The 23,862-nt window shown below is 68.4% G+C and carries 19 protein-coding genes and 3 tRNA genes; 12 read left to right on the forward strand and 10 right to left on the reverse strand.

Translation table 11 applies throughout. The features are described from left to right. Positions 1-90: 90 nt before the first annotated feature. The 3 genes from HNR09_RS08590 to HNR09_RS08600 form a co-directional block, all read right to left on the reverse strand. Positions 91-1,533, reverse strand: a complete 1,443-nt coding sequence (locus HNR09_RS08590; RefSeq protein WP_343047496.1) for a NupC/NupG family nucleoside CNT transporter — start codon at positions 1,531-1,533, stop codon at positions 91-93. 297 nt (positions 1,534-1,830) lie between these two features. Continuing rightward, the gene (locus HNR09_RS16485; protein ID WP_179541656.1) at positions 1,831-4,584 is read right to left on the reverse strand and encodes an NlpC/P60 family protein; all 2,754 of its coding nucleotides are present in this window, start codon (positions 4,582-4,584) and stop codon (positions 1,831-1,833) included. A gap of 527 nt (positions 4,585-5,111) precedes the next feature. Beyond that, positions 5,112-5,477, reverse strand: coding sequence for a metallopeptidase family protein (locus HNR09_RS08600; RefSeq protein WP_179541657.1), 366 nt, complete (start codon positions 5,475-5,477; stop codon positions 5,112-5,114). A 239-nt stretch (positions 5,478-5,716) separates the two neighbouring features. On the opposite strand from HNR09_RS08600, the gene HNR09_RS08605 reads away from it, so the two are divergent. The 7 genes from HNR09_RS08605 (at position 5,717) to HNR09_RS08635 (ending at position 10,724) form a co-directional block, all read left to right on the forward strand. Continuing rightward, a complete protein-coding gene (locus HNR09_RS08605; RefSeq protein ID WP_425488282.1) occupies positions 5,717-6,739 on the forward strand; it encodes an ABC transporter permease in 1,023 nt (340 codons plus the stop codon). A 116-nt stretch (positions 6,740-6,855) separates the two neighbouring features. Continuing rightward, positions 6,856-7,725: an ABC transporter permease subunit gene (locus HNR09_RS08610; RefSeq protein ID WP_179542957.1), complete on the forward strand. Its 870-nt coding sequence runs from the start codon at positions 6,856-6,858 to the stop codon at positions 7,723-7,725. 81 nt (positions 7,726-7,806) lie between these two features. Beyond that, positions 7,807-9,489, forward strand: coding sequence for an ABC transporter substrate-binding protein (locus tag HNR09_RS08615; RefSeq protein ID WP_179541658.1), 1,683 nt, complete (start codon positions 7,807-7,809; stop codon positions 9,487-9,489). A gap of 88 nt (positions 9,490-9,577) precedes the next feature. After that, positions 9,578-10,243, forward strand: a complete 666-nt coding sequence (locus HNR09_RS08620; RefSeq protein WP_179541659.1) for a hypothetical protein — start codon at positions 9,578-9,580, stop codon at positions 10,241-10,243. Positions 10,244-10,371: 128 nt separating this feature from the next. Next, positions 10,372-10,444 (forward strand) — tRNA-Glu (locus HNR09_RS08625). Between the two features lie 84 nt (positions 10,445-10,528). Beyond that, positions 10,529-10,602, forward strand: a tRNA-Asp gene (locus HNR09_RS08630). Between the two features lie 46 nt (positions 10,603-10,648). Next, positions 10,649-10,724: transfer RNA gene (locus HNR09_RS08635), tRNA-Phe, on the forward strand. Positions 10,725-10,837: 113 nt separating this feature from the next. Here HNR09_RS08635 and HNR09_RS08640 read toward each other — a convergent pair. Further along, a complete protein-coding gene (locus HNR09_RS08640; RefSeq protein WP_179541660.1) occupies positions 10,838-11,539 on the reverse strand; it encodes a hypothetical protein in 702 nt (233 codons plus the stop codon). 260 nt (positions 11,540-11,799) lie between these two features. Here HNR09_RS08640 and HNR09_RS08645 point away from each other — a divergent pair, with 260 nt between their 5' ends. Continuing rightward, a complete protein-coding gene (locus HNR09_RS08645) occupies positions 11,800-12,789 on the forward strand; it encodes a DUF4282 domain-containing protein (RefSeq protein ID WP_179541661.1) in 990 nt (329 codons plus the stop codon). Between the two features lie 137 nt (positions 12,790-12,926). Here HNR09_RS08645 and HNR09_RS08650 read toward each other — a convergent pair whose 3' ends face one another. Next, positions 12,927-13,730 carry an exodeoxyribonuclease III gene (locus HNR09_RS08650; RefSeq protein WP_179541662.1) on the reverse strand — a complete coding sequence of 268 codons (804 nt, stop codon included), beginning with the start codon at positions 13,728-13,730 and terminating at the stop codon, positions 12,927-12,929. A gap of 52 nt (positions 13,731-13,782) precedes the next feature. Beyond that, positions 13,783-14,607, reverse strand: a complete 825-nt coding sequence (nadE, locus tag HNR09_RS08655) for an ammonia-dependent NAD(+) synthetase (RefSeq protein WP_179541663.1) — start codon at positions 14,605-14,607, stop codon at positions 13,783-13,785. A 144-nt stretch (positions 14,608-14,751) separates the two neighbouring features. On the opposite strand from nadE, the gene HNR09_RS08660 reads away from it, so the two are divergent. Further along, entirely contained in the window at positions 14,752-15,705 is a 954-nt protein-coding gene (locus HNR09_RS08660) for an arsenic resistance protein (RefSeq protein WP_179541664.1), read from the forward strand. A 3-nt stretch (positions 15,706-15,708) separates the two neighbouring features. Here the strand turns inward: HNR09_RS08660 and HNR09_RS08665 are convergent, their stop codons facing one another. Continuing rightward, complete coding sequence (locus HNR09_RS08665) at positions 15,709-17,193, reverse strand: potassium/proton antiporter (RefSeq protein ID WP_179541665.1); 1,485 nt, start codon at positions 17,191-17,193, stop codon at positions 15,709-15,711. A gap of 62 nt (positions 17,194-17,255) precedes the next feature. On the opposite strand from HNR09_RS08665, the gene pyrE reads away from it, so the two are divergent. Together pyrE and HNR09_RS08675 are read left to right on the forward strand one after the other, a co-directional pair. Then, positions 17,256-17,852: an orotate phosphoribosyltransferase gene (gene pyrE, locus HNR09_RS08670; RefSeq protein WP_179541666.1), complete on the forward strand. Its 597-nt coding sequence runs from the start codon at positions 17,256-17,258 to the stop codon at positions 17,850-17,852. 105 nt (positions 17,853-17,957) lie between these two features. Further along, a complete protein-coding gene (locus HNR09_RS08675) occupies positions 17,958-19,646 on the forward strand; it encodes a dihydroxyacetone kinase subunit DhaK (protein WP_218881906.1) in 1,689 nt (562 codons plus the stop codon). Positions 19,647-19,744: 98 nt separating this feature from the next. On the opposite strand, the gene HNR09_RS08680 is transcribed toward HNR09_RS08675, so the two are convergent. Beyond that, on the reverse strand, positions 19,745-20,098 hold the full coding sequence (locus HNR09_RS08680) for an ArsR/SmtB family transcription factor (protein WP_179541667.1): 354 nt from the start codon (positions 20,096-20,098) through the stop codon (positions 19,745-19,747). Between the two features lie 144 nt (positions 20,099-20,242). Here HNR09_RS08680 and HNR09_RS08685 point away from each other — a divergent pair, with 144 nt between their 5' ends. After that, complete coding sequence (locus HNR09_RS08685; protein WP_179541668.1) at positions 20,243-21,622, forward strand: FAD-dependent oxidoreductase; 1,380 nt, start codon at positions 20,243-20,245, stop codon at positions 21,620-21,622. 64 nt (positions 21,623-21,686) lie between these two features. On the opposite strand, the gene HNR09_RS08690 is transcribed toward HNR09_RS08685, so the two are convergent. Both HNR09_RS08690 and HNR09_RS08695 read right to left on the reverse strand, forming a co-directional pair. Continuing rightward, the gene (locus HNR09_RS08690; protein WP_179541669.1) at positions 21,687-22,445 is read right to left on the reverse strand and encodes a response regulator; all 759 of its coding nucleotides are present in this window, start codon (positions 22,443-22,445) and stop codon (positions 21,687-21,689) included. Beyond that, a complete protein-coding gene (locus HNR09_RS08695; RefSeq protein ID WP_179541670.1) occupies positions 22,429-23,826 on the reverse strand; it encodes a sensor histidine kinase in 1,398 nt (465 codons plus the stop codon). Before HNR09_RS08695 ends, HNR09_RS08690 begins: the two co-directional genes overlap by 17 nt. Between the last annotated feature and the right edge of the window lie 36 nt (positions 23,827-23,862).

Raw genomic sequence — 23,862 nt, forward strand, 5'->3', positions numbered from 1 at the left:
CGGCCGATCAGGCGGTGGGCTGGGGCGTTCCTCATCGAGACGGCGCGTCCCTCGGGGGAGGGCCCGCTCCGCGCCGACCGTGTGGGCGGCTCAGAAGAGCAGCATGCCCACGATGGAGGCGCTCATGAGGTTGGCCAGCGTGCCGGCGAGCACGGCGCGCAGACCCAGCTGGGCGATGTCGGAGCGGCGGTTCTTCGCGATGCCGCCCAGCCCGCCGAGCAGGATGGCCATCGAGCTGAAGTTGGCGAAGCCGGTCAGCGCGAAGGTGATGACCGCCTGGGACTTCACGGAGAAGCCCTCGGCCTGCGGGGCGAAGTCGGCGAAGGCGACGAACTCGTTGAGCACGAGCTTCTGGCCCAGGAACGAGCCCGCGGCCACGGCCTCCTCCCACGGCACGCCCACGGCCCACATCAGCGGGGCGAACACGTAGCCCATGATCTGCTCGAACGTCAGGTCCGGGGCGCCGAAGAGCCCGCCGACCTGCCCGATGCCCAGGTTGATCAATGCGATCAGCGCGATGAACGCGAGCAGCATGGCTCCGACGTTCGCCGCCAGCCGCAGGCCGTCGCCGGCGCCGCGGGCGGCGGCGTCGATGACGTTGCGAGGGCGCTCCTCCTCCTCGACGGCGGCGGCCGCCTCGGCCACCGACTGTCCGGGGCGGAGTTCGGAGCCCTGGTCTGCGGGAGCCGCGCCGTCGTCGGCACCGGTGGTGGCGCCGTCGTCGGTACGGCGCTCTTCGGTGAGTGTGGCGGTGGCGGTACTGGTGGTGCCTGTGGCGCCGGCCTCGGCGGTCCGGTGGTCCTTGGTATAGCGGCCGCCGCCCAGCGCCGCCTCGTCGCCGGCCTGACGTTCGGCCTTGGCGGCGTCGATCTCGTCGAAGGAGCCGGCCGGGATGATGATCTTGGCCATCAACAGCGCGCCGGGGGCCGCCATGAAGCTGGCGGCGATCAGATACTCGAGATTCGCGCCCATGCCGGCGTAGCCCACCAGCACTGACCCGGCGACCGTGGAGAGGCCGCCGACCATGACGGCGAAGAGCTCAGACTTGGTCATGCCGGCGATGTAGGGGCGGATGACCAGCGGGGCCTCCGTCTGGCCGACGAAGATGTTCGCGGCGGCGTTCATGGATTCTGCGCGGGAGGTTCCCAGCAGCTTCTGCAGCGCCCCGCCGAGCACGCGGACCACGAACTGCAGGACCTTGAGGTGGTAGAGCACCGCAGTCAGTGAGGCGAAGAAGATGATGACCGGCAGGACGGAGAGGGCGAAGGGGACGGCGTCGCCCTCCACCAGGCCGCCGAAGAGGAAGCTGATGCCCTCGTCGGAGACGTTGATGACGCTCTGGACGACCTGGGTGACCCACCCGAGGGCCGTCTGTCCCCAGGGGAGGTAGAGCACGAAGACGGCGAAGAACACCTGGATGGCCAGGGCGATCGCGACAGTGCGGATCTTGATCTTGCGCCTGTCCACGGAGAACAGGATGGCGAGGGCCAGGACCACGGTCATGCCCATGATGCCCCAGAGAATGTTGATCACGAGAGCCCTTCCTCTCAGATGCGGAGTGATGACCTGCGCTGAGCCGGCGGGGTGTCCGCGGGGCACAGGATCAGCGGGGGAGTCCCCGAATATCAGGGCAAGTATGCCCAATGCGTGAGCTGTACGCCACACACCTCCGGGTTCACCCGCGTACTTAGACGATCCTCCCAGGTCAGCGCGTGATACCGGGAGGGATCAGCGGTCCGGGGAGTCAGGGAAGCGCGACGACGGCGGGCCCGGTCGGAGAGGAATCCGACCGGGCCCGCCGTCGTCACTCGGTGAGACGCCGGGGCGCGATCACCAGTAGCGCTTCGCCACCGGGTGCGGGTCCTGGAAGGCGTAGTAGACCGAGGTGATGCTCAACCCGGCCTGCGGGTTGCGCGCGTGGGCCACCTGCCCGTTGCCGATGTAGATCGCGTTGTGGGTGGCGCGGCCGCCGTTGACCCAGAAGACGATGTCACCGGGCTGCAGGTTGTCCAACGAGACCGACTGCCCACCCTGGAACTGCTGGTCTGCGGTGCGCGGCAGGGAGACCCCCGCCTGGGCGAAGGCGGCCTGCATCAGCGAGGAGCAGTCCCAGGCCTTCGGGCCTGTGGCGCCCAGTACATAGTGGGTCCCCGACTCGTTGACCTTGCCGACCGCGAAGTCCACGGCGATCTGCGCCGCCGAGGAGCTGCCGGCGGCCACCGATTGGGAGCCGGAGCCGGAGCTCGAGGACCCGGAATCGGAGGATCCGCTGCCGGACGAGCCGCTGCCGGAGGACCCGCTGCTCTGTGAGGGCTCCGGCTCCGGCTCCGGTTCAGGAGCCGGAGTGAGACGGTTGACCTCGCGCTGCAGGGCGGCGTGGTCCAAGACGCCGTTGCCGCCCACCAGCGAGGAGTCGTTCAGGGCTGAGCGGAAGGTCTCCTGCACGCCGTCGCCACGCAGGTCGGCCAGCTTCTCGACCAGGGCGCGGGTGCCCGGCAGGTACTGATCCAGGCTGGGGCCCGTCGGCTGCGAGGAGCTCGAGCTGGAGGACCCGCTGCCGGACGAACTGCTGCCGGATGAACTGCTGTCCGAGGCCCCGCTGCTCTGAGAGGGCTCAGGCTCCGGCTCAGGCTCCGGCTCGGGGGTCAGCTCGCTGATCCGGGCGCGGATGGCGCTGTGGTCCAGCAGACCCGAGGAGTCGGTGAAGTCGGAGTCCTCGATGAGCTTCTTGAACATCGCCGTGGCGGTCTTGTCCTCAAGCTCCGCGAGCTCCTCGACCAGGGAGCGGGTGCCCGGCAGGTACTGGTCCAGGCTCGGGCCCGCAGGCTGCGAGGAGTTCGAGCCGGAGGAGCTGGAGCTGGAGGAGCCGCTGCTCTGCGAGGGTTCCGGCTCCGGCTCAGGCTCCGGCTCGGGGGTCAGTTCGTTGATCCGGGCGCGGATGGCGCTGTGGTCCAGCAGCCCGTCGGAGTCGGTGAAGTCAGAGTCCGCGATGAGCTTCTTGAACGTGGACTCGGTGGACTCGCCCTCCAGTTCGGCGAGCTCCTCCACTACGGTGCGGGTGCCGGGGAGGTAGTCATCGAGGCTGTGGGCCGACTGCGCCGGCTCCTCGGCCTCGGCAGGCTCCTCGGCAGGCTCCTCGTCCGACTCCTCCTCGGGCTCCGGCTCGGGCTCGGGCTCAAGCTCGTAGACGCGGGCCTGGACGGCGGCGTGGTCGAGCAGGTCGTCGGAGTCGGTGAACTCGGGGTCCTTGATGAGCTGGGCGAAGATCGACTCGACGTCGGTGTCCTCGAGCTCGGCGAGGCGCTCCACCAGGCTCTGGGTGCCCGGCAGGTAGTCCTCGAGGCTGTGGATGTCAGCCGCGGGGGCCTCGTCCTCAGCGTCGTCCTCGGACTCCGCCGGGGTGGACTCGTCGTCCCCCTCATCCTCAGCGGCGGCCTCGTCCTCCTCGGGCTCCTCCTCCGGCTCCAGCTCGTAGACACGGGCCATGAGGGCGGAGTGCTTGAGCAGGCCGTCCTCGTCCAGGAAGGCTTCGTCCTCGATGAGCTTCGCGAACAGCGACTCGACGTCGGTGTCCTCGAGCTCGGCGAGGCGCTCCACGAGATCACGGGTGCCCTCGAGGTACTGGTCCAGACTCTGCGCGGGCCCGTTCGTGCTGGCGGCGTCAGTGGCCTCGGACTCGTCGGACGATGAAGCTTCCCCTTCTCCATCGTCCGACGAGTCCTCGGCGGTCTCGTCGTCGGCGGGCTCCTCAGAGTCGGCCGACATCATCTCGCGCAGCTGGTCGATGCGGTAGGCGATCTGCTGCGGATCCACGTTGCCGTCGGCGTCGTGGAAGTCAGAGTTGGCCTCGATCTGCCCACGCAGGATCGACACCCCCACACCCTTGAGTTCCGCGAGCTCCTCGATGAGCTCGAGGGCGCGTTCGCCGACCTCGCCGACCTCGTCGCCGGTGTCCTCGGTGGACCGCTCGGCGGTCTCCAGGGCCTCCGCGGCGGCGGTCGACTGCTGGGCCGCCTGGTCGGCCAGCGCGATGGACTCGGCGGCCTCCTGCTCGGCCTCGGCGGCGTCGGATTCGGCCTGCTCCTCGAGCTGCTGCTCGGTGGCGGCATCGGCGAGGGCGTTGTCGTCCTCGGCGAGGAGCACGTCCTCAGCGGTGGTCTCGCCGGCCCGGTGCTGCTCGGCCGCACCGGAGTCGGCCGTCTCGGCCGCCTCGCGGGCAGCCTCTGCCGCTTCGGCGGCCTCGGCGGCCTCCTGCTGGGCGTCCAGGGCGTTCTGATGCTCAAGCTGCATCGCGGCCTCGAGTTCGAGGGCGCGCTGGTTGGCCTGGGAGAGCCGGTCGTTGATCTCCCCGATCATCTGATCGGTGGCCTGGGAGGACTCCTTGGCGCTGGAGATCTCCTTGGCCGAGGGAACGTCCGGAAGCTCAGTCACGACGACGGAGGCTGCGGATCCCTCAGCATTCTGGTTCTGCACGGAGCTGGCGGCGCGGTCAGCCAACAGGTCGGGAAGCGTGGTCCCGACGAGCGCAGTCGTCACGACGGCGGCGGTCACTGCTGCCACGCCGAGATTGCGGCGGTTCTTCACGGTAGTTCCTCACTTGTTCCTCACTGGGCGCAGCACCACGCGCTGGGGCCGGCCGCCGTCTGCGGACGCCTCTGCCTTCCGGGCGGCTGACTCGACCGAGGAGCTGGGCGAACCGCGACGATCCGCAGAGCTCCCGCGATGGGGTGCCGAGTCAGTGCCCATGGGCTTCAGCGGCGTCACCGGCGGTCCTCGGCTCCAGCTCATCCGTTCGCCCTGTCAGGGGCTCCCGGTCCGTTCGGGCGTGTCACCGCCGTCATGGTCTGAGTGGGGCCGACGACCGTCAGAGATGGGAATCGCATGACGGCCATGTGGCGCTACAGGCCTCACGATAGTTGCGGTTTCGTCACCTTGGCAACAGGTCGTGTCGTTCCTGTGATGAAACTGTGAGGCTTGGATCCGCGTCATTCCGGGGATGCAGGGTCACAAAATGGCTTCGTCCAACCTTCAAGTAGGTTGAAGGTTCAGCCTCCGTGACTTCTTCTCGGCGCTGTGCTAACAGCCTTCATCGGGAGGTGCGACGTCTCGGTTCAGCTCCATCCGAGCCGGTGCAGGGTCTCGTCGTCGATGCCGAAGAAATGGGCTACCTCATGGATGACCGTGATGGTGACCTGCTGGACGACCTCCTCGCGGGAGGCGCACATCTGCAGGATCGGCTCCTTGTAGAGAGTGATGCGGTCCGGCATCGCCCAGGGTTCAGCACCGCGTTCGGTGAGCGGAATGCCTTCGTAGAGGCCGAGCAGCACGGTGTCCGGGTGCTCGCCCGGCTGGGGCTCGTAGGCGTCCTCCACGAACACGGTGACATTGTCCAGCTGGCTCCGCAGGGCCTCCGGGATCATGTCCAGCGCGCGGCTGGCGGCCTCGTCGAAGTCCTCGTCACTCATCTGCACCGGCATGGCCACCAGTCTAGGCGCGTCGCCGTCGCCCGCGTCGAGGGCAGGGCTCGAGCGTCGGGAAGTTGTGATCGATCACAAAAAGTGTGCGCAAGGTCTTGACAGGCCATATGTGACGTGGCTTACCTTTACGTGAGATCGCAGGACAAAATCACAGGTCGCGACCCGTGCACAGCACGACGACGCCGGGACGCTCGCACCGCACCGGCTCATAGGTCGGGAATCGACGGGGGAGAGGCGCAGTGACAGTCATAGGTCAGACCGAGGGGGACACGTCCGCCTCCACCCGCGGGTCGGGAGCAGCGCCGCCTCCGAAGCGCTCCGCTCCATCAGCGCCAGGCGGCCGCACCGGGACCCGCGCCACGCACACCTGGCGGTATGCGTTGAAGAAGGATTGGCGGCTTTATAGCTTGCTGGTCCTGCCTCTGGTGTTTCTGCTGATCTTTCGTTATCTGCCGATGGCGGGCAATGTCATCGCTTTCCGGCGGTTCCGTCCTGGGTCCAGCATCTTTGGTGATGAGTGGGTCGGGTTCCATTACATCGAGATGTTCATCAATGACCCCACCTTCTGGCGGGTCTTCTGGAACACCGTGATCCTGGGTGGACTGACTCTGGCGATCTGTTTCCCGCTGCCGATCATTCTGGCGCTGATGTTCAATGAGCTGCGCTCGAACGCTTTCAAGCGGGTGGCTCAGTCGATCTCGTATCTGCCGCACTTCATGTCGATCGTGATCGTGGCCGGGATCGTGCTGCAGCTGACCTCGCTCAATGGGACCTTCAATCAGATCCTGGGGCTCTTCGGGGCGGAGAGCATCGCGTTCATGCAGCAGCCGCAATGGTTCCGCACCATCTATGTCTCCTCGGAGGTATGGCAGACGGTGGGGTGGGGCACGATCCTGTATCTGGCCGCGCTGACCACTATCGATCCTCAGCTCTATGAAGCAGCACGTATCGATGGGGCTAATCGGTGGAAGCAGATGTGGCATGTGACCCTGCCCGGGATCGCTCCGACGATGGTGGTGCTGCTGATCCTTAATGTGGGTACCTTCATGGCGGTGGGCTTCGAGAAGGTGTTGCTGTTGTATAACCCGTTGATCTATTCCACCGCGGACATCATCGCCACCTATGTCTATCGGGTGGGTATCACCAGTTCGAACTTCTCTTATGCGACAGCCATCGGCCTGTTTGAGGCCATCATCGGACTCATCCTGATCCTGAGTGCTAATGGGATCGCCCGGAAGATGGGAGGCAACAGCCTGTGGTAGCCATCAATACCGAGGTCCCCGGGGCCCGGCCTCCGGCTGGTCCGCTCCCGGATCCCGGCCAGCAGAACCCTGAGGAGCAGGTCCTCGTCTCGAAGCGGGGCACCCGTTCTACCGCGATCCAGGACACGAGGTCCTATACCGCCTTCCGGGTGGTCAATGGGTTGGCGATCATCCTGATCTGCGCGGCGACGCTGTATCCGTTCCTGAACATCATCGCTCAGGCCTTCTCCTCCGAGGGGTACATCAACTCTGGGCAGGTCAGCATCATCCCGCGCGGGTTCAACATCACTACTTTCGATGTGGTGATGTCGGATTCGATGTTCTGGCGCAATTATGCGAACACGGTGATCTATACGGTGGTGGCTACGGCGATCGCGATGGTGCTGACCACCAGCTTTGCCTATGCGCTCTCGAAGCGGCATCTGAAGGGCCGGGGGTTCTTCATCGGGGTCGCGGTGTTCACCATGTTCTTCAATGGTGGGCTGATCCCGAACTACGTGCTGATCAATGCGTTGGGGATGACGAACACGATGTGGGCGATCGTGTTGCCCAATGCGATCAGCATCTTCAACCTGTTGGTGATGAAGGCCTTCTTCGAGAACTTCTCCACGGAGCTGGAGGAGGCTGCGCAGATCGATGGGCTGAGTACTTATGGGGTGTTGTGGCGGATCGTGATCCCGTTGTCGAAGGCGGTGATCGCCACGATGGTGCTCTTCTATGCGGTCAGTTTCTGGAATGCGTGGTTTCAGGCGTTTTTGTATCTGGATCGGCGGGAGCTGTATCCGGTGACGGTGTATCTGCGGAATCTGTTGGCTGGGGCTACTGGTACTGAGCAGATGGGTGGTGAGGCTGCGGAGGCCACTCAGATCGCTTCCAATGTGCGGGCGGTGACGATGTTGTTGACCACGTTGCCGATTATCTGTCTGTATCCGTTTCTGCAGAAGTATTTCGTGCGCGGGATCATGCTCGGCTCCGTCAAGCAGTAGCCGCGGCTCCATGACGTGCATCTGTCCGACGACGGCCTCGGCTCGACGCCTCGGCCGCCACCAGAAAGGAACACTCGCATCATGATCACCACACCTTCAGCAGGACAGCGACGTCGGCTGTGCTCGGTGACGGCCGCGCTGGCGACGGGGACCCTGGTCCTCTCCGCCTGCGGCGGCACAGCCGAGGGCGACGACGGAGCTGAGGTCGACCTCGAGGAGGTCGGCGTGGGCGCCATGGAGGACTACGGCGTCGGCGACACCTTCGTGGCCTCCGAGCCGGTGGACTTCTCGCTGCTGTATCGCGATCACCCCAACTATCCGCTGCAGGCGGACTGGCGGTTCTTCACCTACCTGGAGGAGGAGCACAACGTCACGCTGAACCCGGAGAACGCCCCGCTCTCCGACTGGGAGGAACGCCGCTCGCTGGTGATCGGCGCCGGCGACGCCCCGGACTTCATCCCGATCGTCTATCCCGGCGACGAGACCCCCTTCATCGCCGGCGGGGCGCTGCTGCCGGTGAGTGACTATCTGGATCAGATGCCGCACCTCACCGAGAAGATCGAGGCCTGGGATCTGGAGGAGGACTTCAACGCGCTCTATCAGGAGGACGGAAGGTTCTACATCCTGCCGGGCATCCACGAGCAGCCGCAGCACCAGTACTCGCTGGCCGTGCGCGGGGATATCTGGGATGAGCTCGGCTACGAGGACCCGGAGACCTGGGAGGAGTTCGCCGAGCAGCTGCGGGGCGTCCAAGAGGCATATCCGGAGATGGTTCCGTACTCAGACCGGTGGGAACTGCAGGCCACGTTGAACCTGGCCTCCCCGAACTTCGGCACCTCTGCCGGCTGGGGATTCGGTGACGGGATGTACTTCGACGACGACGCTGATGAGTTCATCTACGCCGGCGTCACCGACGAGTATCGGGACCTCCTCGAGTACTTCCACGGGCTGGTCGACGAGGGTCTGATGGACTCCGAATCCATGGTCCAGGATGACGACCAGGCGATCCAGAAGTTCGCCTCCGGGCAGTCAGCCGTCATCGGCGCCAACGATCAGGAGCTGCTGACCTACCGCACCTCTATCGAGGAGGTCGGCGATGAGGACATGGACATCCGCATGATTCGTGTCCCGGCGGGTCCGTCAGGGGACAGCGTAGCCGGCGGCCAGCTGGAGTCCGGCCTGGTGATCTCCTCCTCGGCGGCCGAGCAGGACCACTTCGTGGCGCTGCTGCAGTTCATCGATTGGCTCTACTACTCCGATGAGGGGCTGGAGCTCGCCAAATGGGGAGTCGAGGGGGAGACCTTCGAACGCGATGGTGAGGAACGTGTCCTGGCTGATGACATCGACATCAACGGCCTGAACTCGGATGCCGACGACGAGCTGAACGTCGACCACGGCTTCCACAACGGCGTCTTCATGCCGGCCCATGGCTCCACCACGGACCTGGTGCAGTCGATGTTGCGGGACGAGGTCGTCGATTTCCGCGAGTCCATGGAGGACAAGGAGATCCTGCCGGTGCCTCCTGCCCGGCCGCTGGACGAGCTGGAGCGTGAGCAAGCCTCACTGACAGAGAACGCGCTGAGTGACTCGGTGGACACCGCGACTGCCCAGTTCATCCTGGGCCAGCGGGACCTCGACGACTGGGACGCCTACGTGGCCGAGTTGGAGGCGCAGGGTCTGGCCGACTTCGTGGAGCTTCAGAACGAGGCCTATCAGCGGGCACAGGAAGCGATCGACGGCGTCGAAGAGGAGATCGACGAGTGACATCGTCCCTGGATCTGCGTTCCGCAGGTTGCCTCGTCCGCGTCCCGGAGCTGACCAACACGGCCGCTCTCGGACGCGGAGGTGCGTCATGAGCGCGTCGGCCGAGGAGCGGGAGGGCCCGCTGACGCGGGTCACGAACTTCGTCTACCGGTTGATCGTCATCGAGGTGGCGTTCGTGCTGGCCACGCTGCCGGCCCTGCTGGGGATCCTGCTGCTGGACCAGGAGCCGAGCAACATCCCGCTCTACGGGCTGTTCGCGCTGTTCTTCGGCCCGGCGATCACTGCGGGGGTCTATGCCTGGCGAGGGGATCATGACCTCATCCCCTGGCTGAGGTACTGGAAGGGCTGGGTCGAGAGTCTCCGTCAGACCCTGGCTGTCTGGACACCGGTGGTGGCGTTCGCGACCCTGGCCTCCTTCAATGCCGCCTTCGCGCAGGTGCCGGCGGCCCTCCTGCTCGGCGGGGCAGTGCTGGCCGGGGCCGTCGTCCTCGCTGGAGTGGCGACGCTGGTGGTCATCGCGACCTTCGACTTCCGGACGCGGGACCTGTTCCGCGTGGTGATGTACGGGCTGGCCTCCGCGCCGCTCTCTGCGCTCGGTGTGCTGAGCCTGTTCCTGGTGGTCGGGGCGATCGTGGTGCTCTGGTCGGACTGGGTGGCGGTGCTGCTGGCCTCGGTGATGCTGTGGCTGCTGACCCGCACGGTGGGCCCGATGCTGGCGCAGGTCCGGCAGGACCTCGTGGTCTCCCGTGAGTGAGGGCCGGCCACAGGGCTGGCCCGGACAGTTCGCTCAGATTCTGCGCACGCCGTGGCGGGGAAGCGGGAGGTATGATTTGCTGGAGGTCAGCATGAGCGCCTAGAATCCCAGTGTCCTCACGGGATCGCGCCCCCATCGTCTAGCGGCCTAGGACACCGCCCTTTCACGGCGGCGGCACGGGTTCGAATCCCGTTGGGGGTACTGCTCAGCTTCGATTTGGAGCCGAGTGAGAAGCTCTGCTAGAGTTTCTAACCGTGCCAAGCGGCACAAACAGCTGAAAAGCAAGGCCCAGTGGCGCAGTTGGTTAGCGCGCCACCCTGTCACGGTGGAGGTCGCGGGTTCAAGTCCCGTCTGGGTCGCTCCAAGCTCTCGGAAGAGGGCTCTAGTCATCATGTGATGGCGCCCGGCTCTGTAGCTCAGTTGGTAGAGCGTTCGACTGAAAATCGAAAGGTCACCGGATCGACGCCGGTCGGAGCCACCACTGGAAACCCCCGCTTCTGGCGGGGGTTTCTTCGTGTGGTCCGAGAGCAGCCGCCGGAGCCTGCTAGGTGTGGCCCAACGTGTAGCCGTTGGTCGTGGGATGCGAAGCTCGGCCTAGGGGATGCGCTCGGCGTTCCCGAAGTCGTCCCGCTCAATCTCCCAATCCACATAGTGCGACCCGCCCGCGTAGACCAACGTCCCGTCCACATCCGGCACGTCAAACACGTAGATGCGCTCGCGGGACTCGCCCACGCGGACCGAATCAGTGGCCCCGTTGAGGTAGTCCATACACTCCCACGTGTCAGAGGTGGCGATCTGCACATCAGAGCCACCCCAGCGGAAGTCGCCATCATTGAAGTCCAGTTCCTCCTCCCCATCTGCCTCTAGTAGGAAGGTGGCGTAGACGATGAACCCGTTTTGGGAGTCTGCCGACTCGTCATCGTAGGTGTAGCATCTGTCGCCGGGCACCAGCTCCGTCATGGTCACTGTGCCCACGTAATCGCCCAAGCCTTCGAAGACGCCTTGGTCAATCTCAACCGGGTCACCCAGGTGGGCTGTCACGTCGCCTGTCATGCGGCCCGTGAAATCGTGGTCCTCCAGGATCGGGTCATCGGAGAAGTCGCGATCCTTCGGCGCGACATCCTCGTCGGCCTCACTCTCTACTTCCTCCGCGTCCTCCTCGACTGCGGGCTCAGCTTCAGATGCGGTCTCCTCCTGTTCCGGCTCGGCCTCAGTGACCGGGTCCGTATTGTCCCCACATCCGGCGAGCGCGAGCAGTCCTACCAGGCCCAGCCCAGTGATGGTGGTTCCCCTCATGGCGTCTCTCCCTCGATAGCGTCCACAGGGTGCGCAGAGATGCCCCGATGCTCCCAGTATGCGTGACCCAGCTCACGGGGACGGTGGTGTGCCATCGAGGTTGACCATGCCCAGTCCTCAGGAAGGGCTCCCATTGCCTTGGTCGGGGTGCCACTCACCACCGATGCGCGTCAGCACGGTGTGTCCAGATGATCGACTGGCGCCGATGGCCTCGTATAGGTTGAGAGGTGACGGACGGAACGCAGACCTCAGGAGGCGTCATGACGCAGCAGCCCGGCCACCCTGGCCCCGGCCCCGACGACGAGTACACCGAGCAGAATGCGGAGGAGACCCCCGAGGGTGGAGCAGGGCAGGAGGGCGCCCAGCCGACTCAGCCTTATCCCGAGAGCGGGTTCCCCGGCGCTCAGGAACCGATCCCGGACCCCCTGGCGGAGCCGGTCTCCGGCGCCTCTGCGGCGTCGGCGCCCGAGGCTGGCCTGCCGTACGACCAGCAGCAGCCGGAGGTGCAGCAGGGCTGGGATGCGGGGCAGCAGAGTCACTCCGGTGCCCCGGGCCAGGAGCCCGTCTCTGGGCAGGGTTACGACCCCGCCCAGGGCTCCTACGAGGCACAGCAGCCCGGCAGCCAGCCCGGATACGCGCAGGGCTACGGTCAGCCCGGTCCCGAGAGCCAGGGAGCTTATGAGCAGCCGCACCAGGGCTACTACGGCCAGCAGGTGCCTCCGGAGCAGGCCGCTCAGTCGGCCGGATCGGCCCAGCCGGCCTACGGGTACGGTCAGCAGCAGGATCCCTATGCCGCCCAGCAGCCGCACTACGGGCAGCAGTACGGCGGCCAGCCCTATGGTCAGCCGTATGAGCAGCAGTATCAGCAGCACTACCCCCAGCCGCCCCAGGCCGGCGCCCCCGGGCATGCGCCTGCCGGCAACTCGGTGGAGGGCAAGGGCTTCATCAGCGCGCTGTTCGACTTCACCTTCCAGAGCTTCGTGACGGTGAAGTTCGCCAAGTTCATCTACATCATCCTGATGGCGTTCCTGGTGCTGGGATGGGTCATCGCCATCATCTCCGGATTCGTGACAGACCCGGTCGTCGGACTGCTCGCGCTGCTGCTCGGCTGGATCCCCGCAGCGATCTACCTGATCCTCATCCGGATCACCCTGGAATTCTTCATCGCGATGATCCGCACCTCGCAGAGCACCGCGGGAGTCAGGGTGGAGATCGAGGAGCTCCGCGGCGAGCTGAGGGACCGCGCCTGACGCCCCTTCGATGACACCTGCCCCGTGCTGAGTCAGCCAACAGGGCACGCGCGACGACGGCGCCCGCCCCCCCCGTGAGGAGGAGCGGGCGCCGTCGTCGTCTGCAGGAGTCTCCGGGACCGGTGCGGGTTCCCGGCTCAGGCCAGGTCGACCACCACGGGGGCGTGGTCCGAGGCGCCCTTGCCCTTGCGTTCTTCACGGTCGATGAAGGCGTGGCCCACACGCTCGGCCAGCGCCGGGCTGGCCAGCACGAAGTCGATGCGCATGCCCTCCTTCTTCGGGAAGCGCAGCTTGGTGTAGTCCCAGTAGGTGTAGACGCCGGGGCCCGGGGTGTGCGGGCGGACGACGTCTGCGTAGCCGGCCTCGAGGAAGCCGCGGAATGCCTCACGCTCAGGCTCGGAGACGTGGGTCAGGCCTTCGTTCCTGAAATAGTCGATGTCCCAGACGTCGTCGTCCTGCGGGGCGATGTTCCAGTCACCCATCAGCGCCACCTGCGCCTGCGGGTCATCGGTGAGCCAGGCGGAGGCGTGCTCGCGCAGCTGCTTCAGCCAGGCCAGCTTATAGGCCATGTGCTCGTCCTCCAGGGCACGCCCGTTGGGCACGTAGAGGCTCCAGATGCGGACGCCGTCGCAGGTGGCGGCGATCGCCCGTGCCTCCTGGATGGGGTCCTTGCCACCCTTGCCGAACACGGGCTGGTCCGGGAAGGTCCGCTCCACGTCGGCCATCCCCACGCGGGAGGCGATGGCTACGCCGTTCCACTGGTTGAGGCCGAAGTGGGCGACGTCGTAGCCGTTGTGCTCGAAGACCTCCCAGGGGAAGTTCTCGTCCTTGCACTTGGTCTCCTGGATGGCGAGGACGTCTGCGTCCGTGCGCTCCAGCCAGGATTCGACCCGGTCAGCCCGGGCCCGCATCGAGTTCACATTCCAGGTCGCGATTCTCACGGGGCAACGCTATCAGCCGACGCTGACGCAAGGCGGGTGCGGCCGGCGACCCTCAGCCCTTCCACCAGGAGTCCTGGATGGTCACCGGCACTGTGCGCTTGTGGCGAGTCGCCAGGTAGCGACGCTCGATCTGCTCGGCGGCGTCCGCGGGGACCTCGCGGCCCTCCAGGTAGTCGTCGATGTCTGCGTAGCTCATGCCCAGTTCGGCCTCGTCCAACTGCCCCGGGCTGTCGTCGAGCAGGTCGGCGGTGGGCGCCTTGGACCACAGGAGCTCATCGGCGCCCAGATGCCGCAGCAGCTGCCGGACCTGGCGCTTGTTCAGTGTGAACAGCGGCAGGACGTCCGCACCGCCGTCCCCGTGCTTGGTGAAGAAGCCGGTGATGGACTCCGCGGCGTGATCGGTGCCGACCACCAGCCCGGCGTGCTCCCCAGCGATCGCGTACTGGGCGGTCATCCGGATGCGGGCCTTGACGTTGCCGCGGTGGTAGTCGGCCATGGGCTGACCCAGCGCCTCCGAGTAGGCGGCATCCAACCCGGCGACCGCCTGGGCGATGTTCACGGTGTGCACGTGGTCCGGGCCGATGAAGTCCACCGCCAGGGCGGCGTCGTCCTCGTCATGCTGCACCCCGTGAGGGAGCCGGACGGCGTGGAACCGCGCCTCATGCCCCTGGGACCGCAGCCTCTCCGCCGCCAGCTGGGCCAGCTTGCCGGCCAGGGTGGAGTCCACCCCGCCGGAGATGCCCAGCACCAGGGAGCGCGCACCGGTGGTGCGAAGATACTCTGCGAGGAACGCCACCCGGCGTTCGACCTCCTCCACGGGGTCGATCTCCGGGCTGACGCCCATCTCTTCGATGATCGAACTCTGCAGCTCACGCATACTGGCGAGTCTACCGATCCCGGTGTCACGCGCATATGACGTGCTCAGGACGCGGCCTCGGCGGTGTCATGGGCGCAGATTAGGGTTGTGCCCCGGGACAAGGGCCAGGCCGCCGGGGCCGCCGAGGGTGTTGAGAGGGGGCATATGACCAGGGCTGAACGCTTCCAGGGCCTGCTGGTGGCCGGCGCGGCACTGCTGGGCCTTGCGCTGGGCACCGTCACGGAGTTCGGGCACCTGGGTGAGCAGGTCGTGCTGCCCGCACTGCTGGTGATGCTGACCGCGGTCTTCTCCCAGATCGACCTCGGACATGTCGGTGAGGTTCGCCGGGCACGGTCGACGGTCGCCGCGAGCCTCGTGCTGAACTACCTCTTCACGCCGGCGCTGGCCTGGGGGCTCGGTGCAGGGCTGCTCGGGGATCAGCCGGACCTGCGCATCGGGCTGCTGCTCCTTCTGGTGACCCCCTGCACCGACTGGTATCTGGTCTTCACCGCGATGGCCCGAGGTCATACCGGCATCGCCGTCGCGCTGCTGCCCGTCAACCTCATCCTGCAGGTGCTTCTGCTCCCGGTCTACGTGCTCCTGCTGGGCGGGGACGCGGCCGCCGTCGAGCCTGCGGCCCTCGTGGGAGCCGTGCTGATCGTCCTGGTCATTCCCCTGACACTGGGATGCGGTCTGCGCTGGGGCGCAGAGCGGAGCAGGGGGCGCCGGTGGCGCGAAGAGCATCTCGACGTCTGGGCCTCCCGGCTGCAGATCCCGCTGCTGTGCCTGGCGGTGCTCGCCATGTTCGCCTGGCAGGCTGACACGATCACCCACAGCGGCGCAGAGCTGCTGCTGCTCCTGCCACCACTGGCGATCTGGTTCGTGCTGCTGCCCCTGCTCGCCACCGGAGTCGGCCTGGCGCTGCGCCTGCCGGGGGGCCAGCGCGTCACCCTGACCATGGTCACCGTGGCCAGGAACTCGCCGCTGGCCCTGGGGATCGCCGTGGGCGCTTTCCCGGACCGGCCGCTGATCGCGCTCGCCCTGGTCATCGGGGCGCTGATCGAGCTGCCGCTCCTCGCCGTGCTGGCACAGATCGTGCGGCAGCGCAGCGATCGATGACTGTCAGCGACCGTCGCCGTGCTCGGGTCCGCCCAGGTGCCGGTGGAAGCAGGACTCCACGGCCTCCCTGTGGTCCGCCGGGGCGACGACGAGAAGCTCGTCGTGGGCTTGCAGCACCGTCGCACCGTCGGGGACGAAGACGGTGTCCTCCCGGATCACCAGAGAGATGTCGGCGTTGTCCGGCAGATCCAGCAGCTCCAGCGTGGTCCCGGCGAGGTGGGACGCTCCGGTCAGCTTGACCTTGAACAGGTCGGCGCGCTGCTCGTCCATCGGGGCCGGTTCGAAGATCACTGCCGTGGTCTCCCCGTCGTCCACCAGCCCGAGCTTCCTCGCCACCCAGGGCAGGGACGGTGCCTGGATGGCGGTGTAGGCGATCACGAACACCAGCACGACGTCGAAAAGCCTGTCCGCATCGTCCAGATGCGCGGCCATGGGCACGGTGGCGAGGATGATGGGGACCGCGCCGCGCAGCCCCGCCCAGGAGAGGAACGCCTGCTCCCGCCAGGGGATGCGGAACCACACGGCGCAGAGCACCACGGCCACCGGACGTACCACGAAGGTCAGGAACAGCCCCGCCACCAGCCCCAGCAGGATGATGTCCCAGGTGATCCTGCTGGGACTGGCGAGCATGCCGAGCATGACGAACAGCCCGATCTGTGCCAGCCAGCCGGTGCCCTCGGCGAAGGCCTGGGTCGCGTGCCGGTGAGGCAGCCGCCCGTTGCCCAGGAACATCGCACAGATGTAGACGGCGGCGAATCCGGAGACGCTGATCTGGGTGGCCACGCCGTAGGCCAGCACGGCCCAGGCCAAGGCGGCGATCGGGTAGAGGCCGGCGGCCGGGAGCGCGAACCGACGGAGCACGAAGACTCCCAGCGCACCCAGTGCGATGCCCAGCATGATGCCGCCGACCAGCTGGGCCATGATCAGCACCGCCACCCCAGGGATGCCGCCGGGCTGCGGTTCGCCGACGGCGGCGGCGGTGGCGGCTGCGACGATCAGCACGGTCGGAGCGTCGTTGAGTCCGGACTCGCCCTCCAGAGTGGAACGGACCCTGGCGGGCAGCGGGATCCCGCGGAGTACGGAGAACACCGCAGCGGCGTCCGTGCCGGCGTTGACCGCGCCGAAGAGCAGCGCCAGGATCAGCGGCAGCCCCAACGCATAGTGCCCGATGACCGTCATCAGCCCGATGGTGACGAGCACGCCGACCGTGGCCAGCACGGCGGCCAGGCCGATGGTGGGGCGGATGTCCTCCCATTTCGTGCTGAGCCCGCCCTCGGCGAGGATCAGTGTCAGCGCCGCGTAGCCGAGCCCCTGGGCGATGACGGCGTCGTCGAATTCGAAGCCGAAGCCCGATTCGCCCAGGATGATCCCGACCAGCAGGAACAGCAGCAGCGCAGGCAGTCCCAACCTCGTTCCCACTCGCACCCCGCCGATGGCTACCAGCATCACCAAGGGGGCCGCGAGCATGAAGAGGTTGATGAGGTCCATGGACTCCATTCTTTCAGCCGAGACGCGGGGCTGGGCGGGCGCGTCACCAGTAGGATGGCCCCATGATCTCGACCACCACCGGCAGCAGCATGGATGTCTCCACTCCCAGCGCCGAGCGCCGGCGGCTGAAGCAGCTCATCAGCGAGCTCGCCGTCGTCCGCGGAAAAGTGACCCTGTCCTCCGGCACAGAGGCCGACTACTACATCGATCTTCGCCGCGTCACCCTCCACCACGAGGCCTCCCGCCTGGTGGGCCGGGTCATGATGCGCCTGCTCGACGACGCCGGCATCGACTATGTGGCCGCTGGCGGCCTCACCATGGGTGCCGACCCGGTGGGCTCGGCCATCATGCACGCCGCCCACGATCAGGGCCGCGCCGTGGACTCCTACGTGGTCCGCAAGCAGCAGAAGTCCTACGGCATGGGCCGCCAGGTGGAGGGGCCCGGGGTGGAGGGTCGCAAGGTCGTGGTGCTCGAGGACACCTCCACCACCGGAGGCTCCGCGCTCACCGCGGTGGAGGCGGTGCGCAACGCCGGGGGCCTGGTGCAGGCTGTGGCGGTCATCGTGGACCGGGACACCGGTGCCCGCGAGCACATCGAGGACACCGCCGGGGTGCCCTACCTCTACGCCTTTTCCAAGTCCGACCTCGGACTCGACTGACCTTCTCCCGACGGCGACCGGGCCACAGTCCGCCGGTGGCGGCCCCGGGTCCCGGACCCGCGGGTGGGTGAAGCACTGACGGACCACTCTGGATGGAGGAAGACCGTGGCCTTCTATAACTCTCGCGCGCAGCTGGTGCCGGACATGCTCTCCGGCCTGCTGTCCACTGCCGCCGTGGATCGGCTCGACACCTCGGACGGCACCGCCGTGCTCGTCCGCCGCGGGCATGACCCGCAGGCCGGGGTCGCGGTGATCAGCGGCGGCGGCTCCGGGCATGAGCCCGCCCACGCCGGGTTCCTCGGCGAGGGGATGCTCACCGCCGCGGTGCCCGGCTCGCTCTTCGCCTCCCCGCCGGTCAGTGCGGTGCTGGAGGCGATCCGCGCGGTCACCGGGACAGCCGGCTGCCTGCTGATCATCAAGAACTACACCGGCGACCGGCTGAACTTCGGGCTGGCCGCCGAGCGCGCCCGCGAAGAGGGCCTGGATGTGCGCACCGTGCTGGTGGCCGACGACGTCGCCCTGCCGGACCTCGATCAGCCCCGCGGACTGGCCGGCACCGTGCTGGTGCACAAGGTGGCCGGGCATCTGGCGGCCTCCGGGGCGCCGTTGTCGGAAGTCGCCGACGCCGCCCAGCGCACGGCGGAGAGTCTGCGCACCATCGGCCTGGCGAAGACTCCCGCGAACCTTCCTGGCGAGGACGTGCCGTCCAGCCGGGGTGCTGAGCTGGGCCTGGGGATCCACAACGAGCCGGGAGCGCGGGAGGTCGTCGTCGACGGCGCCGCCGGGGCCGTGCAGCAGGTCCTCGACGCCCTGGACGCCGACGAGGTCATCCGTGGTGCCGGCCAGGCCGGTGTGGTCGCCATGCTCAACGACCTCGGCGGCTGCTCCCCGCAGGAGGGCCTGGTGCTGACCCACGAGCTGCTGGACCGGCTCGGCCGGGACACCGTCACGCGGTTCATCGGCCCCGCCCGGCTGATGACCTCCCTGGACATGCACGGTTTCTCCGTGACGCTGGCGCCGGCCAGCGAGGAGCTCATCGCCGCGCTGGACGCGCCGACGTCGGCACCGGGCTGGGTGCCGCCGAGCCGACCGCAGGCCCCGCAGTCGGTGGAGGGAGCAGGTACCGCGACCGGTGCCCTGCCGGTGGTCCCCGACAGCGCCGAGGCGCTGGAGCGCACCGCGGACGGCGGGCTGGAGGACGCGGTGGTCGCCGCCTGCCGTGCCCTGGAGTCCGCGCAGACGGAGCTCGACGACCTGGACCGCGCCGCAGGGGACGCCGACGCCGGCACCACCTTCGCCGCCGGAGCACGGGCGGTGCGGGAGCTGGTGGAGTCCGGACAGCTGGGCTTCGCAGACCCCGCGGCCGCGATGCGCAGGATCGCCCGCACCCTGGAGACCGCGATGGGCGGGTCCTCCGGGGTGCTGCTGGCCATCCTCTCCACGGCGGCAGGGCGGGCACTCGACGGTGCAGAGGGTGAGGCCCGCTCCGACTGGTCCTCTGCCCTGCAGTCCGGCATCGAGGCGGTGCAGCACCACGGCGGCGCCGCCGAGGGCGACCGCACCATGCTCGATGCGCTGATCCCCGCGCAGCGGGCGCTCGCCGAGGGTGACGGCGCCGTCGTCCCTGCCCGGGTGGCCGAAGCCGCCGAGTCCGGGGCCGAGGCGACGGCGGCCCTCATCGCCCGGGCCGGTCGCGCCGCCTATGTGCCGGACTCTGCGACGCAGGGCTCCCCGGATGCCGGGGCCGCCGCCGTCGCGAAGCTGGTGCGAGCGCTGGCTGACTCGCTGAGCTGAGTTCCGGGAGGCGTCGAAGCGTCAGAGCTGGCGCTGCCTGAGGGTCGCTCCGCACGCCGGAAGATCCCGCGCTGCGGCAGGACGCACCTGCACCGGGCTCACGCGGCTGCCGCCCGCTGGCGGCGAAGAAGGGCGCCGAACTCGTCGAGGGCGGGACGCTGGACCGCGTAGTAGGCCCAGCGGCCACGCTTGGTGCGGGTGAGCAGCCCCGCGTCCACGAGGATCTTCAGGTGGTGGGAGACGGTGGGCTGGGAGAGGTCGAGCGGTTCTGTGAGGTCGCAGACGCAGGCCTCGCCGTTCTCGGTGTGTTCGATGATCGAGAGCAGCCGCAGCCGCACCGGATCCGCGACGGCTTTGAAGACGGCGGCCAGCGGCTCCGCCTCCTCGGAGGTCAGCGGGCCCTGGAAGGTGGGAAGGCAGCACGCGGCATCGGCCGGTGTGGTGGTGCTCATGGACTCATCGTAGCTCACGTATTGACGGATTTCGATGGATGGATCTAGAGTCTCACGTATCGAAGTTCGTCTATGCGTCCAGGGTTTCGGCTCTCCCGACGACGAGCACCTCAGAGAAGAGCACCTGCCGACAGGGGAGTTCACATGTCAGCCAGCACCTCAGTCCACTCCGACCCCGCCCTTCCGATCGTGGTCATCGGCGCCGGCCCCGTGGGGCTCGCCGCCGCAGCCCATCTGCTGGAGCACGGCCTCGAGCCGCTGATCCTGGAGGCCGGTGACGACGTCGGTGCCGCGATCCGGCAATGGGGCCACACCCGGCTGTTCTCCCCCTGGCGCTATGACCTCGACGCCGCCTGCACCCGACTGCTCGAGGCCGCCGACTGGGCGCCGCCCCGACCCACCGCCCTGCCCTGGGGCCGAGAGCTCGTTCAGGACTATCTGCAGCCGTTGGCCCAGGTTCCGGGGATCCGCGATCGTCTGCGCACCCGAGCTCGGGTGCTGGCGGTAACCCGCGGCACCCGCGACAAGACCCACGCCCGCGGCAGGGAGGGCTCGCCGTTCCTCCTCAGGGCGCAGGAGCAGACCGACGAGGGGCCGCGGCTCGTGGAGATCCGGGCCCGCGCCGTGATCGACGCCTCGGGCACCTGGGGCGCCCCGAACCCCGCTGGAGCCGCCGGGCTGCCGGCCCTCGGCGAGCAGGACCCCGCGGTGATCCCGCATCTGACCGGGTCGCTGCCCGATGTGCTCGGCACGGAGCGAGAGCGCTTCGCCGGGCAACGCACTCTGGTCGTCGGGGCCGGTCACAGTGCGACCAACACGCTGCTCGACCTCGCCCAGCTCGCCCGGGAGACGCCCGGCACCGAGGTCCACTGGGCCATCCGGGGGCAGGACCCGAGCCGCACCTACGGCGGGCGCGACGCCGACGGGCTGCCCGCCCGCGGGATGCTCGGCACCCGGCTCCAGCGCGCCGTGGAGAGCGGCGTGATCCAGCTGCACGTGGGTTCGCCCATGCATGCGCTGCGGGCAACCGCTCAGGGAGCTGCAGCGGCGGAGAGGGCCGGCGTCGTCGTCGAACTGGGGGAGGAGGGCTCGCGGCGGAGGCTCCTCGTGGACTCCCTGGTCACCGCCACCGGCTTTCGTCCTGAGCTGGAGATGCTGCGCGAACTGCGCCTGGAGCTCGACCCCGCCGTGGAGGCTCCGGTCCGGCTCGCGCCGCTGATCGATCCCGAGATCCACTCTTGCGGCACAGTCCCGGCGCACGGGGCTGACGTGCTCGCTCAGCCCGAGGACGGGTTCTTCCTGGTGGGCATGAAGTCCTATGGGCGGGCGCCCACATTCCTGCTCGCCACCGGCTATGAGCAGGTGCGTTCCATCGCCGCCCACCTGGCCGGTGCGGACGCCGCCGCACGGGACCTCGTGCTGCCGGAGACCGGAGTCTGCTCGGCCTCGGCCCCCGTGGAGGAGCTGGAGCCGGTGATGATCGGCGTCCCCACCGGGGTGCAGCACGGCCGCGCCGGGGTGTGAACGGGTGCGGTGTGAACGGGTGTGGCGGGGCCTGAACGGGAGCGGCCCGATGAGCCGAGGGCGCTCACTGGGCCAGGCCGGCCTCCCGGGCGAGGATCGCCGCCTGCATCCGGGAGTTCAGATGCAGCTTCGCGAGCACGCTGGAGACGTGCGTCTTCACGGTCGCCAGGCTGATCACCAGCTCTTCGGCGATCTGCGCGTTCGACAGTCCCCGGCCCAGCGCCCCCAGGACGTCGATCTCACGCGGGGTGAGCACCTCCGCCAGGGGCCGTGAACCAGGGGCCGGCAGTGTCGCGCGCCCGGGGCCGGCGCTCGGTCCTGTCAGGCCGTGTCCGCCAGCGCCGCCGTCACCTCGTGGGTCACCTCTGGAGTCATCTCCTGTGTCGGCGAAGGCGCGCAGCAGCTTGCGTGTCACCTCAGGGGCGACGACGCCGTCCCCGGCGCCCACCCGGCGGATCGCCTCCAGCAGCTCGCGTGGCTCGGCGGACTTCAGCAGGAACCCCGCCGCCCCGGCACGCAGCGCTCCGAAGACGACCTCGTCCAGGTCGAAGGTGGTCAGCATCAGCACCTCGCAGGCTCCGGCGCCCACGATCTGCCGGGTGGCGCTGATCCCATCGGTGCCCGGCATGCGGGCGTCCATGATCACCACATCCGGCCGCAGCGCCTGCACCTGCCGCACCGCTGCGGCACCGTCGGCGGCCTCGCCGATCACCTCGATGTCGTCTGCGGTGTCCAGCAGCAGGCGCAGGCCTGCACGGATGCTGGCATGGTCATCGGCGAGGACCACCCGGAGCGGCCGAGTCGGCTCAACGCTGCCCATCATCTCCTCCTTCCACATGCGGCAGCTCCGCGGTCAGCACCCACTGATCCCCGTCGCGGGCGGAGTGCAGCGTGCCGCCGGCCTGGACGACCCGCTCCTGCATGGAGATCAGTCCGGTGCCGGTGGCCAGCGCACACAGCGTGGTCGACGAGGGCGGTCTCCTGCCGCCGAGGCCCTGGGTCGGCCCCTGGCCGGGGCCCCGGTCGGGGTCCTGGTCGGCCCTCCGCAGCCCGTTGATCACCTGCAGGCGCAGATGTGTGGCCGAACGGGAGAAGTCCACCCGGGCGGTGCCATCCCCATGGGTGGCGGCGTTGGTCAGCGCCTCCTGCAGGACTCGGGCCACCACGCCGCACACGGAGCGGCCCGTCGCCTCCCCGGATTCAGCGCCCGCCCGCGGGGCGTGACCGCTCACCTCCAGACTCAGGCCGTGGCGTGCCGCCGAGGCCAGCACCTCCTCCACCGAGGGCGGCACCAGCAGCTCCTCGGCCGGGCCACCTGCTCCGCCGCGCTCGCCCCACGGGGCGGCGCCGTCGTCGGCGGCTCCTTCCTGTCCGCGCAGCAGGCTCACCATGGCGCGCAGGTCCTCCAGTGCGGTGACGCTGGTGCGGCGCACCTCCTCCAGGGTCCGGCGGTCGCGGGGCGAATCCGGGGCGGCCGTCAGCGCTGCTCCGGAATGCAGGGCGATCGCCGAGACGTGGGAGGAGATCACGTCATGGAGCTCCCGGGCCATCCGTTGGCGTTCGGCCGTCACCGCGCGACGCCGGTCCAGCTCGTGGAGGCGCACCAGGACCGCGTGCCGCTCAGCGTCCAGGCGGTCACGCTCCACGTCCATCGGGCCCAGCGGGTAGCCGCGGCGGACCTCCACGGACCACCAGAGCGGCAGCAGCAGGACGCTGCCGAGCAGCAGCACCACGGAGATCACGTTCCGGAGGTCCGCCTCGAGGAGCAGCAGCGCGGCCGCGGCGGTGACCACCACGGCGGTGAAGACACCGGTCAGCCAGGCCAGGATGTGCCGGTCTCCGCGCAGCCCCAAGTAGTAGATCAGATCCATCAGGCAGAACCAGATGCCGGCGCTGCCGCCGATGGCCAGATCCGCCGTCACGCAGGCTCCACCGATGAGCAGAGCGGTCAGCGGGCGGGTGCGCTTGACCAGCATCGCGACGGCGATCACCGCCAGGGGGATCAGATGCCACCAGCCGGGCGGGGTCAGGCCCAGCGCGCCGAGCCAGGGGGTGGGCAGCAGGTCGGTCCACTGCGCGACCAGCAGCACCAGCGCGATCAGCAGCGTCATCCAGGTCTGCAGGTGCTCTCGCCCCACCAGCAGGTTCTGCAGCGTCTCCCGCCGCGGGCGACGCGGCGGCACGGTGCCAGAAGCGTGGTCCATGATGACATCCCACCACAGCCCGACGCGGCCTGCCTC

Origin of the sequence: Nesterenkonia xinjiangensis, from assembly GCF_013410745.1 — a bacterium.
GTDB lineage: Bacteria > Actinomycetota > Actinomycetes > Actinomycetales > Micrococcaceae > Nesterenkonia > Nesterenkonia xinjiangensis.